This is a genomic window from Methylobacterium terricola, from assembly GCF_006151805.1.
Taxonomy (GTDB): domain Bacteria; phylum Pseudomonadota; class Alphaproteobacteria; order Rhizobiales; family Beijerinckiaceae; genus Methylobacterium; species Methylobacterium terricola.
Map to the genome: position 1 here is coordinate 198,801 of NZ_VDDA01000007.1, position 12,953 is coordinate 211,753.

Genomic DNA, 12,953 nt, shown 5'->3' on the forward strand with positions numbered 1-12,953 from the left:
CCGGCGAACGGGCTCTTGCCGCGAGCATCCTCGAATTCCCGCATCGCCGTTCGCGACAGTCCCGTACGGATGACCGATCACGGGGTGGCTGTCTGCTCCTCCGCCGGCTCCGCCCCATCCGCCGCCCCCAGCATGAACCACACCAGGGCCGCGGTCTTGATCGAGAACGGCGAGTCGCTGATGACGAGGAGGAGGCAGAGATAGATCGCCATGGCGCAGCGGAGTCGCCAGCCGTCCGGGTTGCGGGCCGGCATCAGCACGAACAGGCCCCAGGCCACCAGGGTGCCGGCGATGCCGAGCTGGGTCAGCGCGTAGGCGTAGCCGGAATCGGACAGGAACAGCTTGTCGGGCAGGATGCCCATCACGCCCGCGGGCGGCAGCGAGGTGACGAGCAGGGCGGCCCAGAGCAGCCGGCCGGCAATGTCGTTCTGCCAGCTCACCTGCATGCTCTCGTAGCCGTAGACCGTCAGCGCCAAGAGGATCGTGAACGGCAGGGCGAACCAGAGCAGGCGCGGCAGGCGCCAGCCGACCAGCATCGCTCCGGCGATCGCGACGCAGACATAGGCCCCGAAACGGGCATCGGCCAGGATGATGGTCACGGCGGCGCAGAGGAACAGCCAGGCCCGGCCCCGCATGGTGCGGCGGTAGAGCGCCCAGGCGAACAGCACGGCGCCGAAATTGCCGGCCGAGACCGGCTCGAGGAAGACCGACGACACGCGGTGCGGCCCGAGGAACGGCAGGATGGTTCGCGAATCCGGCCGGATGCCGCTGGTGAACAGCGAGCCGGTCAGCTCGTTGATCTCCGACGCGGACATGCTGCCGCGGGCCACGTAGTAGCGCACGATGTTGAAGTATTGCTGATAGGTGTCGAACAGGCCGTACTCGAACAGCCCCATGACCACGACGATGATTCCGGAGGCGAGCACCGCCTGGTCGGCGCTGCGCAGGTCGGGCGAGCGCATCCCGAGATTGTAGAACACGACCGGGATCAGGAAGTCGCGCACGCCCTTGACGTCGGTCGAGCCGCGCAAGGCCAGGAGGAGCAGACCGTAGGAGACGAGCCCGGCGAGGATCAGCCACGGCCCCGGCCGCTCGTCGAGGGCAAAGCCGAGGGTGAGCGCGATGATCGCCACCTCGGCGCCGATCACCGTACCGCCCGAGACCGGGAATCCGGCGGTGTTGAGGAAGCACAGGCCGGCATTGAAGACCAGCGCCGCGATCAGCACGAGCAAGGCCGCCCGCGCCTGGTAGGGCGCGCGCCGGTCGGCGGCCGGCAGGGCGGCGGCGGCCATGGTCATCCGGTCCTCCTCACGCCGCCCGCACGCGGCCCGGCACCGGCGAGGAGCCGGCCGCCGGCCGGAGCGGCGCGATCGAGCGCCGCCCCTCGACCGCGACGAGGCCGAACAGCCCCTGCGCCCGGAAGCGGCCGGCGCCGTCGAGCGTCTCGAGCAGGCGCTCGAGCCGGGCGCGGGTCATCCGCCCGGGGGCGACGACGAGCAGGATCGCATCCGAGGTCTCGGGGATCGACAGCCAGCCGTCGCCGCGGCCGACGTCGCGCTCCGCCACGATGATCTCGGGCCGCATCATCCGCTCGACCCCGCGGACGGGCTCGACGACCGAGAGCTGGCCGCGGACCGGGACGTCGGAGCGCGGGCCGTCGCCGAAGCCGAGCCGGGCATGGGCCTGCTCGGGCACCAGCAGGGCCGGCTCGCCGAGGCGGATCAGGAGGTCGGTGAGCACCTCCGCCGCGTGCAGGCGCTCGGGCCCGAACCCGTCGGAGGCCACGGTGACCACCACCGCCTGGTTGCGGCCGGCGAGCCGGGTCCGCAATTCCCGGGCCACGGTGACGAGCGCCTCGTCGGCCCCGCCGCCCCGGCCGCGCCGCCCCGGCCGCTGCAGCCGGGCCCAGACCGGCGCGCCGGCGGCGCCGAGACCCGCCACCGTCGTGATGTTGCCGCGCCAGAGATCGTAGAGGAAGCCGAGGATCAGCCCGAGCACCGCGCCGAACAGACCGGCGGCGACGACCACGATCGGTGCCGGGGTGTCCGAGGGCTTGAGCGGCGGGGTGGCCCGGGAGACGATCTGCGAGTTGCTCGGGTTGATCGATTGCTGCTGCTCGAGGTCCTTGGTCCGGTCGAGGACGAGGTTGTAGGTGCGCCGGATCGCCTCCGCCTCGCTCTCGAGCTGGCGCAGGCGGATGCCCTCCTGGTTGCTGCTGGTCTGGTTCTGGATCAGCCGGTCGGCCCGGCTGCGCAGCTGGCGCAGGGACGCCTCGGCCCGGCGCAGATCCTCGTCGATGGTGCGGCGGATCCGGTCGGCCTCGGCCGCGATCAGCCGGGCGGTCGCGGCGCGCTGGGCGGCGAGCGCGATCATCTGCGGGTGGCTCGGCCCGAGGCTGCGGGAGAGCTGGGCGATCTCCTGGAGGGTCTGCGCGTACTGGGTGCGCAGCGACACCATCACCTGGGAGGTGTCGGCCTCCGGCACCGCCTGGACCTGTCCGTCGGGCTCGCGCAGCGCGCGCACCTGCTCGCGCCGCGCCGAGAGCCGGGCGAGGTTGGTCTCGGCGGCGGTGATCTGGGTGTAGAGCTCCTTCAGCTGCTGCGACACCAGGAGGCCGGCATCGCTGGAGCCGATCAGCCCCTTCTCGGCCCGGTAGCGCTCGACCGCGACATCGGCCCGGTTGAGCTGGGCGCGCAGGTCGCCGGCCTGGGTCAGCAGCGCCTCGTTGGCGCGCCGCACCGCCGAGATCCGGTCACGGGCGCCGACCTCGAAGAACTGCGCCGCGATGGTGTTGGCGATCTCGGCCGCGCGCCGGGCGTCCGGATAGGCGACGGTGAGCTGGAAGTTGAACGAGTTCTCGACCCGGCGCACCACGATGCGCTTGCGCAGGGCCTCGAGCGCGACCACCGCCGAGTCGGCACCCGGGGGGGCGCCGCGGGTCAGGACCGGGTCCTCGGCGAGGCCGAGCTCGGCCACCACCGGGTCGAGGAGCTTTGCCGAGAGCAGGATCAGCCCCTGGCTCTCGAGATTGGCGAAGTCGAGCTGGGCCGGCGCGTCCTGGCGCGACAGGCCGCGGCCGACGATCTGCAGCGCCTGGGGGTCGATCAGCAGCTCGACCGTGGCGCGGTAGGTCGGGACCTGCTTGAGCGCGTAGAGCCCGCCGAGCGAGGCCATGACGCCGGCGCTGGCGACGATCCACAGGCTGCGCCGGCGCGCCGAGCCCCACAGATCCGCGAGCGTGCCGCCGGTCCTGCGGGTGGTGGCCGCGGCGGGATCTGCCGTCGACATCTCGTGCCCCTGCCTCATGCGATGCCCACTTGCCAGGTCCACTCGCCAAGTCCACTTGCCAGGTCCACTTGCCAGGTCCACTCGCGACATCCGGCCGACGGCGGCGCGGGCGCCGGGACGATGTCCGCGCCTGCGCCGCACGGCCGATGACTCGCTTTCGCGACAGTCATCCCCCGGTCGAGCGCGTCGGTCGATCTTCCCTGAACCTGCAGGGTACAGGCAGGAACTTAGTCATGGTTCGGTTACCGATCCGCCAGCCGTTTCGGCCGCCGGGTCATCCCAAACCGGGACAGGCCGGCGGGCGCCTCCGCGTCAGCGCGGAACCAGCGCCGCGCCGCCGGCCGCGACGCGCGCCCGCTCCGCCGCCGGATCCGCGATCGCCGCTGCCAGCCGGGCGTCGTTGCGACGGAACCAGGCGAGGGACGGGCGCTCGACGAGGCGGCAGGTGAGGGCGGCGAGCGGCACGGTGACGGCGACCAGCAGGGCGGCGACCGCCAGGTTGGCGGCGCCGGACCCGAAATCGAGGTAGCGGTCGTGGCCGAGGATCACCGTGTGCGGCAGGCCGGTGCGCAGCTCGACGGCATGCATCGCGGTGGTGAAGGCCTGGATCACCGGCAGGTGCAGCAGGTAGATCGAGAACGACCACAGGCCGAGGCTCTGGGCCGGCCGGGCGCGGGCGAGGTCCGACAGGGCACCCCGCCCGTGCGAGAACAGCGCGATCGCGATCCCGAAGGCCAGGCTCGCCGCGCAGGCCTCGATCCCCTGCGGCATCAGCGCCACCACCGCCACCACGGCGAAGGCGGCCGCGGCCTCCGCCACCGTCGCGGCGGCCCGCGGCAGCCGCAGGGCGTCGCGCAGGGTATAGGCGAGGCAGCCCACGAACAAGTCGAACAGGCAGCGCACGATGCCCCAGTTCTGGATCACGAATAGCGTGCGCGGGCTCACCCACCACAGCGCCAGCGCCAAGGTCGCCGCCAAGGTCGCAAAGACGAGGCGGGCCCGCGGGCCGGCGATCATCACCGTGAGGGCCAGCCCCAGCGAGGCCCAGAACTCGACCGCGACGCTCCAGGACGGGAAGTTCCAGCTGTAATCGCCGAAGGTGCGGAAATTGTGCAGGAACAGGATGTGGGTGACGATCTCGATCGGCCGGTGGCCGGCGCCGAAGGGCGGCGTCGCGACCGGCGTGCCGGCATGGCGCGACAGGTAGGCGTAGCGCACCAGCTCGAGCAGGATGAGGAGGGCGAGCGTCGCGGCGTGCAGGGGCCAGAGCCGGCCGAACCGCATCAGGCCGAAGCGGAACACCTGCCGGCCGGTCGCCAGCCGGTCGCCATAGGCGTGCAGCAATACGAAGCCCGACAGCACGAAGAAGATGTCGACGCAGAATTGCAGGTTCGGGAACCACGACTGCTGCAGCAACGGGTGGGCGAGCGGCATGTGGAAGAACGCCACCGTCAATGCGCAGATGCCGCGCCCGGCATCCAATACCTCGAACCGGTCTTTCCCGTCGCGCCTGTTCATCGTCCGCCACCCGTGCCGTTCTCGCACAACCCTGTCCGGTCCGGGGATGCCGGGCCGCCCGTTCGGCGCGGCAGCGCAGGATTGATGCCGGGCGGGCCAAGACCGGCGGGGCGGCCCGGATGGTACGAGACGATTCACCAGCCCGCCGGAATGAGTTTGATTTCTGCCGTGTAACTGCCTAGGATGCAGCAACTAGATTGAGGGCGATCGATGGCTTATGCTGAGGCAATCCGCACGATTCTGGCGCGCCACGGCACCCTCGCCCGCACCATCGACCAGCTCTCGGACGATGACTGCCTCTTCGACAACGGCCTCGACTCGTTCGGCGCCGTCCAGGTGATGATGGACCTGGAAGAGCATTTCGAGATCGAGTTTCCGGAACACCTGCTCAACCGCGACGCGTTCTCGACCATGCGCAACATCCGGGCCTTCGTGTCGGGGCAGATGGTCCAGAAGGCGGCGTAAGGTCGGTCGATTTTATCGACCGGGCCTCAATTCTCTCTCGTATTCCCGGAACCGCGCAGCGGAACCGGGAGCCAAGCATAGTTTCCGCACCGGACGAGGTCGGAGCGCCGTCCCTGCATCGCTGTTGGGCGTGGAGCCCCCGTTCGGCTGCGTGGCTCCAGGACGGCGTCGCTCTCCGCGGGGCCTTCGGTCGCGTTGGCCCTCGCATCGACGCGAACTGGCGCGACGGATCTGGGCAACGGGCATGACGCCTGCCCCGTCCGCCGAGGGGCCGTGACGCGGACCCGGGAGGGTGTCGTGTCCGGATCCAGGGCGGACAGGCGCTGCGCGCCCGCTCAGTTGAACTTCCCGCTCGCCGCCGCGCCGTCCGGCCCGGTGATCTGTACCACGCCCTTCGGGTTCGTGCCGAGCGCCACCGCGGCCTCGCCGGCGAGCCGCGCCTCCGCGGGCGCCAGGACGATCCGGGCGGGCTTGCCGCCGACGACCAGGATCGCCGTGCCCTTGAAGCCGGCCGGGGAGACCGGCTTCTCCTGGGCGTCGTAGACCCAGACCTCGACCCGGCGGTCCCTGGTCACGAGCTCGATATGGTAGGGACCGGCATCGGCGAGGCGCCCGCCCTTCTCCCCGGTGCCCTCGTGGGCGCAGGCCTGGTGGGCGCAGAACGGCAGGGCGATCGCCAGGGTGCCGGCGGTGAGGAGGCGCTGAAGCATCGGGGTCTCCGGGTGGTTTGAGGGAGGATCAGAACGCGTCCGCGGGCGCGGGCGCAGCGGGGGCCCCGGCCCGCGCGGCGTCGCGCGCCGCCGCCAGGCGCTCCAGCGGGCGGCGGCCGAAGCGCAGGATCAGCACCGGCGTCAGCACCGCGTCGAGGAGGGTGGCGCTGACGAGGCCGCCGAAGATCGTCACCGCGACCGGGTGCAGGATCTCCTTGCCGGGACTCGCGGCATCGTAGAGCAGCGGCACCAGGGCGACGCCGGCCGAGAGCGCGGTCATCAGCACCGGGGTCAGCCGCTCCAGGCTGGCGCGCACCACGAGGTCCGGCCCGAACGGCACGCCCTCGTCGAGCGCCAGGTTCAGGACGTGGCTGACCTTGAGGATGCCGTTGCGGGCCGCGATGCCGGTGAGCGTGATGAAGCCGATCATCGAGGCGACGGAGAGCGGCTGCCCGGCAAGCCACAGGGCCGCCACCGAGCCGACGAGGGAGAGCGGCACGCTGCCCATGATGATGAGCGCCAGCGCCCCCGAGCGGTAGCGGCTGGCGAGCAGCGCGAAGATCAACCCGAGCGAGACGAGGGAGAGCGCCCCGATGGTGCGGCTGGCCTCCTCCTGCGCCTGGAACGTGCCCTCCAGGCGGGTGAACACGCCGGACGGCAGGGTCTCGGCCGTCACCGCCTGACGGATGCCGGCGACGATCGCCGCCATGTCGGCCTCCCCGTTGGTGTTCGCCATCACGACGATGCGGCGCCGGCCGTTCTCGCGCAGGATCTGGTTCGGGCCGTCGGTCTCGCGGATATCGGCGAGCTGGCGCGCCGGCACCCAGCCCGACGGCGTCTCGACCAGGAGGTCGCCGAGACCCGTGGTGGTGCGCTGCGCCTCGGGCAGCCGCAACACCACGTCGAAGCGGCGATAGCCGTCGACCACCGTCGAGACGAGGCGCCCGTTGGAGAGCCGACCGATCTGCTCGACGAGCGCCGCCGGCTGCACCCCGTAGAGCGCCGCCCGTCCGTAATCGACCCGGATCTCGAGCTGCGGGATCCGGGTCTGCTTCTCGACCTGGAGGTCGGCGAGGCCGGGGATCGCCCGCATCCGCTCCTGGAGCGAGGCCGCCACCCGGCGCAAGGAATCGAGATCCTCGCCGAAGATCTTGAGCGCGATCTCGGCCCTGACGCCGGACAGCATATGGTCGAGCCGGTGCGAGATCGGCTGGCCGACATTGACCGAGACCGGCAGCGCCGCGAGGCGCCGACGGATCTCGGCGACCAGCTCGGCCTTCGACCGGCCGCCGCCCTTGAGCGCCACTTCGAGGTCGGAGGAATGGACGCCCTCGGCATGCTCGTCGAGCTCGGCCCGGCCGGTGCGCCGGCCGACCGCCGCGACCTCCGGAATCTCCATCAGCAGGCGCTCGGCGATCGCGCCGACCCGGCTGCTCTCAGGGAGAGAGATGCCCGGGGTGAAGGCCATGGTGACGGTGAACGAGCCCTCGTTGAACGGCGGCAGGAAGGCCCGCGGCAGTTGCGACGCCGCGATGCCCGCCGCCGCGACGAGGGCTGCGACGGTGCCGACGAGCAGGCCCTGGCGGCGGAACGCCACCCGGAGCGCGGCGGCATTGACCGCCTTCAGCCCACGGATGACGCGGCTCTCGTGCGCCTCCAGGCTCTTCATGCCCGGCAGGAGCCAGGCGGCGAGGACCGGCGTCAGGGTGATCGAGACGACGAGGCTCGCCAGGATCGACACGATGTAGGCCTGCCCCAGCGGCGCGAACAGCCGCCCCTCGATGCCCGAGAGGGCAAAGAGCGGCACGAAGACCAGCACGATGATCGCGGTGGCGTAGACGATGCCCGACCGCACCTCGTTCGAGGCCGACACCACCACGTCGAAGACCGAACGCGGGTTGCCGGCGGCGCGGTTCTCGCGCAGGCGGCGGAAGATGTTCTCGACGTCGACCACCGCGTCGTCGACGAGCTCGCCGATCGCGATGGCGAGGCCGCCGAGGGTCATGGTGTTGATCGACAGCCCGAGCAGATGGAACACCAGCGCCGTCGTCAGGATCGAGACCGGAATCGCCGTCAGCGAGATCAGGGTGGTGCGGAGGTTGAGCAGGAACGCGAACAGCACCACGGCGACCACCAGGATCGCCTCGACCAGCACCCGCTCGACATTGGCGATCGAGGTCTCGATGAAGTCGGCCTGGCGGAACAGGATCCTGTCGGCGGAGATGCCGGCGGGGAGCGAGGGCGCGATGTCCTTGAGCGCCGCCTCGATCGAGCGGGTCAGCGCCACCGTATCGACGTCCGGCTGCTTCTCGACCGAGACGATCACCGCCGGCTTGCCCTGGTAGCCGCCCTCGCCGCGCTTGGCCTTGGCCGCGAAGGACACCTCCGCCACCTGCCGCAGGCGCACCGGGGCATTGCTGGCGGCCCCCACCACGAGATCGCGCAGATCCTCCAGGCTCATCGTACGGGCGATGTTCCGGATCAGGTACTCGCGCGAATACTGGTCGGTGAAGCCGCCGCCGGCATTGGTGCCGAATTGCTGCAGGGCCGCATCGAGCTGGGCGTTGGTGACGCCCAGCGCCCGCATCGCCGCCGGGTTCGGGGCGACGCGGAACTGCCGCACCTCGCCGCCGATCGGGATCACCTGCGCCACGCCCGGCACCGTGAGGAGCCGCGGCCGGAGCACGAAATCGGCGGTCTCGCGCAGCGCCATCGGCGACAGGTTCTCGCCGGTGACCGCGATCAGCAGCACCTGGCCCATGATCGAGGAGACCGGGCCCATCTGGGGCGTCACCCCGCGCGGCAGCTGGTCCTGGACCAGGCTCAGGCGCTCGGCGACCTGCTGGCGGTTGCGGTAGATGTCGGTGCCCCAGGCGAACTCGACGTAGACGACGGACAGGCCGACGCCCGAGACCGAGCGGATCCGGGTCACGCCCGGCAGGCCGTTGAGCCGGGTCTCGATCGGATAGGTCACCATCTGCTCGACCTCCGGGGGCGCGTAGCCCTCGGCCTCGGTCATGATGGTGACGGTCGGGCGGTTGAGGTCGGGAAAGACGTCGACCGGGAGCCGCGTCAGGCTGAAAGCCCCGTAGAGCACCAGCACGAGGGCGAGCGCCAGGACGAGCAGGCGGTTGCGCAGCGATTGCGTGACCAGGACGGAGAACATCGGGGCGCCTCGCTACCGGACCTGGTCCAGGAGCTCGGCGCCCTGGACCACCACGCGGGTGCCGGGCTCGACCCCAGCCTCGACCAGCACCCGGGCGCCGTCGAGGGGCGCGACCCGCACCGGCTTCGCCTCGTAGCGCTCGGCGGCAATGTGGGCGTAGACCACGTCCTGGCCGTTGGCACTGCGCACCACGCTCGCCCGCGGCAGGGCGAGGCCGCGCTGCTCGGCATCGGTCGCGGCCAGCACGGTGACGAACTGGCCGACGCGCAGGCCTTCCGTGCCGCCCTGGATCGCGAACTGCACCGGAATCGCCTGGTTGCGGTCGGCCAGCCCCGCGCCCTGGTAAGCCAGCGGCAGGCTGCGCCCGTCGGCGAGGCGCGCGGTGGCATCGGAAGCCGGCATCAGGGCGTCGAAGCTCAAGCCCTCGACCCAGAGCCTGTCGGGGTCGACGATCTGGAACACCATCTGGCCCGGCGCGGCCATCTGGCCCGCCACGGCCGCGGCCTCGGCGATCACGCCGCCGACCGGGGCGGTCAGCACCTCGGGCTCCTGGCGGAGGCGGTCGAGGGCGGTGCGGCGGTCCTTGAGGCCCTTGAGCTCGTCCTGCGCCTCGTCGAGCTGCACCTGCGAGACCGCACCGCTGGGGCTGAGCTTCTGGTAGCGGTCGACCCGACGCTGCACGATGGCGATCTGCTGGTCGAGCTCGCCTTGCCGCTGGCGCATGTCGGACAGGTCCACCCTCTGCACCGGCGGGGTGACGAGGGCCAGCGCCTCGCCCGGGCGCACCCTCGTGCCGAGGCGCGGGAAGGTGCCGGACGGCGGCGGCGCCAGCCGGCCGCCGACGGAGGATTGCACCACGCCGCTGGCATTCGGGTCCGGGATGATGCGCCCCGGCAGCGACACGGTGCGGCGGAACGCGCCCTCCGCCACCACCTGCGTGCGCAGGGAGAGCAGGCGCTGGGTGGGCTTGGGCACGAACACCGCCCCGTCGGCGAGCCGCTGGGCGAGGTCGGCGGCGAGATCCGTAGGCTTGGGCACGAAGGCGGCGCGGACCTCCGGGTGATCCACCGACCCTCTCTGCGCGTCATGCGCGAAGGCGGTGGCGCCGAGGACCAGGGTTGCGGCGAGCACCAGCACGGCCAGCACCGGCGCCCGGCGCCCGGCCCGCATCAGCCCCATGGCGGCGAGGCCGAGCACGAAGCCCCCGGCCGCGGCGAGGCCGGCACCGGGATCGCGGGCGGAGAGCCGCTCGCTCAGCCCCTCGGTGAGCCGGTGCAGCCAGTGACCGTCCTGGCGCTCCGCCGCGTGTCCGGACCGGGCGGGATCGGCGGCCCTCGGCAGCGCCACCGTCAGCGGCAGCACGTCGAGGTCGCCGCTGGCCGTCACCGTGACGACGAGGTCGAGGTGGTCGTCCTTCGGATCGCGCGTCGCGAGCCAAGGGGCGGGGAGGCGGTAGCTGCCGTCCGGGGCCGGGTGCGCCGTGGCGGGCCCGGCCGGCGTCTCGACCTCCAGAAGGGCGTCGGTGATCGGCTCGCCGGTGGCAAAGCGGTCGAGGTAGAGCACCAGCGCGTCGCCGCCGGGGATCGCCACCAGCTCGAAGGCGGCCGACGCCGCCTCGCCGCGCGGCGCGATGGTCTTCGAGACCGGCGGGGGCGGGGCGCCGTGGTCGTGGCCCTCATGGGCGGAGGCGAGGGTGGCGAGGAACGGCAGCGCCAGCAGGGCGAGCGCAACGGCCCGCGCACGCGGCGCGGCCGTCGACCGGAACGGGACCATCGGGGGAGGAAACCTTCGCGAGCGGACGGGATCGTGCGCCCGCGGGGACGCCCACCCGTCAGGGCGGCGCGCCGGCGCGGGACGCTGTGCGTCAGGCGAAGGGTCTGGGGGGTCTCGCGGGGGAATCCGGCACGATGCCGGCGGGCAGCGCATCCTCGGCCGCCGCGAAGCGCCGGGACGGCGGCAGGCTCAGGAACGCCGCCAGCCCGTCCGGCAGCAGGCCGGGCACGCAGCACGAGGCGCCCATCAGGCAGCACAGGCCGTTGCAGGGCCGGGCGTCGCGCGCCTCGTCCGCACTCGCGACGGTCAGGCGCCGGCCTTCCGCAACCGAGCGCGCCTCGACCGGCGTCAGCGTCGCGGCGGGCGCCTGAACGGACTGCTCGTGACGGGCGTGGCTCTGATGCGCGTGACCCTGATGGCCATGACCCTGATGGGCTTGGGCCGACGACACCCCGACCAGCGGCGCACCGATGCACGCGGCGATCATCACGATCACCACGGCCATGAGGCGCGCGAAGGGACGGGGCAGGGTCATGCCATCAGGGTAGCAGATTTGGCCCGGGAGGAAAGCCGGGGTGTCGCGGATCGATCGGGGCCTCACCCCGGCCCCACCGTCTTGTCCGGGTACCGGCACAGATCGGCGATCGGGCAGCGCCAGCATTCGGGCTTCCTCGCCTTGCAGACGTAGCGGCCGTGCAGGATCAGCCAGTGATGGGCGTTGAGGCGGTAGGGCTCGGGCACGATCGCCTCCAGCCCCGCCTGGACCTTGTCGGTGGTACTGCCCGGCGCCAGCGGCACGCGGTTCGAGACCCGGAAGATGTGGGTGTCGACCGCGATGGTCGGCTCGCCGAAGGCGACGTTGAGCACCACGCTGGCGGTCTTCTTGCCGACGCCGGGCAGCACCTCCAGGTGCGCGCGCTCCCGCGGCACCGCGCCGCCATGCTCCTCGATCAGGATGCGCGAGAGCGCGATGACGTTCTTGGCCTTGGTGTTGAACAGGCCGATCGTGCGGATGTGGTGCCGCACCGTCTCCTCGCCGAGCGCCAGCATCGCCGCCGGGTTGTCGGCGCGGGCGAATAGCGGCGCGGTGGCGAGGTTGACGCTCTTGTCGGTCGCCTGGGCCGAGAGCACCACCGCGACGAGCAGCGTGTAGGGGTTGAGGTATTCGAGGTCGGAGCGCGGCTCCGGGTTGGCGGCGCTCAATCGCGCGAAGATCTCGGCGAGCGTCGCGGCATCGACCGGCTCGGGCGTGACCGCCCGGGCCGTCATGGGCTTCACCAGCCCCGCCTTGACGGGTGCGGTGATTTTGTCGGGGGCGGCCTGCTTCCGGCGAGTCATGCGCGCCTTATATGGGGCGGATGGCGAGCGGCAAGGCACCCGACGACGCAAGGACGCGGCACCCCTACGGGCGTGATCCGGATGCGATCGAGCGCCCGGTCTTCTCCGCGACCATCCGGCCGCATTGCTCGCTGTCGCGCCTCGGCTTCCGGGTCGTGATGGTGGCCTGCGGCGCGGTGTCGCTCGTCACGGGCATCGCCTTCCTGCAGATGGGAATGTGGCCGGTCACCGGGTTCTTCGGCCTCGACATCGCCGCCCTGTGGCTCGCGCTCACCCTCAACGCCCGCCGCGGCCGCTCCTTCGAGGAGGTGGTGATCAGCCAGATCGAGGTGCTGGTCGCCCGGGTCAGCCATCGCGGCGAGCGGGCCGAGTGGCGCTTCAACCCGCTCTGGACCCGGCTGCACAAGGTCGAGGACGAGGAATACGGGCTGCTCTCGCTGGCCTTCGTGTCGCGCGGCCAGCGGGTGCTGGTCGCCCGCGACGCCTCGCCGGCGGAGCGGCAGAGCGTGGCGGAGGGGCTGACGCGGGCGCTCGCCGAGGTGAAGAAGGGGTATTGAGCCCCGGACACCCTGAAAACCTCCCCTTTCCCGGACGACTGAAGCGTCAGCGGAAGGAGATCCGGGATCCAGGGGAAATGTTCCGCGAAGCGGCTCCTTGTGTTGCACCGTTGCAGACACACGGACGCTTCGCGCGTT

10 protein-coding genes are annotated in these 12,953 nt (G+C 71.9%); 2 read left to right on the top strand and 8 right to left on the bottom strand.

From position 1 onward, the window contains the following. Positions 1 to 77 precede the first annotated feature (77 nt). The 3 genes from FF100_RS17810 to FF100_RS17820 all read right to left on the bottom strand — a co-directional run bounded on the left by FF100_RS17810 (position 78) and on the right by FF100_RS17820 (position 4,806). A complete protein-coding gene (locus FF100_RS17810) occupies positions 78 to 1,298 on the bottom strand; it encodes a UDP-phosphate alpha N-acetylglucosaminyltransferase (protein WP_139037015.1) in 1,221 nt (406 codons plus the stop codon). A gap of 10 nt (positions 1,299 to 1,308) precedes the next feature. Then, positions 1,309 to 3,288, bottom strand: coding sequence for a GumC family protein (locus FF100_RS17815; protein ID WP_171070223.1), 1,980 nt, complete (start codon positions 3,286 to 3,288; stop codon positions 1,309 to 1,311). A gap of 312 nt (positions 3,289 to 3,600) precedes the next feature. Next, positions 3,601 to 4,806 (bottom strand): acyltransferase family protein, encoded by a 1,206-nt coding sequence (locus FF100_RS17820; protein WP_139037017.1) that lies wholly within the window; start codon positions 4,804 to 4,806, stop codon positions 3,601 to 3,603. Between the two features lie 210 nt (positions 4,807 to 5,016). On the opposite strand from FF100_RS17820, the gene FF100_RS17825 reads away from it, so the two are divergent. Continuing rightward, a complete protein-coding gene (locus FF100_RS17825) occupies positions 5,017 to 5,271 on the top strand; it encodes an acyl carrier protein (RefSeq protein ID WP_139037018.1) in 255 nt (84 codons plus the stop codon). Between the two features lie 335 nt (positions 5,272 to 5,606). Here FF100_RS17825 and FF100_RS17830 read toward each other — a convergent pair whose 3' ends face one another. The 5 genes from FF100_RS17830 to nth all read right to left on the bottom strand — a co-directional run bounded on the left by FF100_RS17830 (position 5,607) and on the right by nth (position 12,189). Next, entirely contained in the window at positions 5,607 to 5,981 is a 375-nt protein-coding gene (locus FF100_RS17830) for a hypothetical protein (RefSeq protein ID WP_246102141.1), read from the bottom strand. A 28-nt stretch (positions 5,982 to 6,009) separates the two neighbouring features. Next, positions 6,010 to 9,147: an efflux RND transporter permease subunit gene (locus FF100_RS17835; protein ID WP_139037019.1), complete on the bottom strand. Its 3,138-nt coding sequence runs from the start codon at positions 9,145 to 9,147 to the stop codon at positions 6,010 to 6,012. Between the two features lie 12 nt (positions 9,148 to 9,159). After that, positions 9,160 to 10,920, bottom strand: a complete 1,761-nt coding sequence (locus tag FF100_RS17840; protein ID WP_139037020.1) for an efflux RND transporter periplasmic adaptor subunit — start codon at positions 10,918 to 10,920, stop codon at positions 9,160 to 9,162. Between the two features lie 91 nt (positions 10,921 to 11,011). Beyond that, positions 11,012 to 11,455: a hypothetical protein gene (locus FF100_RS17845; RefSeq protein WP_139037021.1), complete on the bottom strand. Its 444-nt coding sequence runs from the start codon at positions 11,453 to 11,455 to the stop codon at positions 11,012 to 11,014. A 62-nt stretch (positions 11,456 to 11,517) separates the two neighbouring features. Further along, positions 11,518 to 12,189, bottom strand: a complete 672-nt coding sequence (nth, locus tag FF100_RS17850) for an endonuclease III (protein ID WP_139037084.1) — start codon at positions 12,187 to 12,189, stop codon at positions 11,518 to 11,520. Positions 12,190 to 12,278: 89 nt separating this feature from the next. Between nth and FF100_RS17855 the strand changes: the two genes are divergently transcribed. Continuing rightward, complete coding sequence (locus FF100_RS17855) at positions 12,279 to 12,815, top strand: DUF2244 domain-containing protein (RefSeq protein WP_139037022.1); 537 nt, start codon at positions 12,279 to 12,281, stop codon at positions 12,813 to 12,815. Positions 12,816 to 12,953 lie beyond the last annotated feature (138 nt).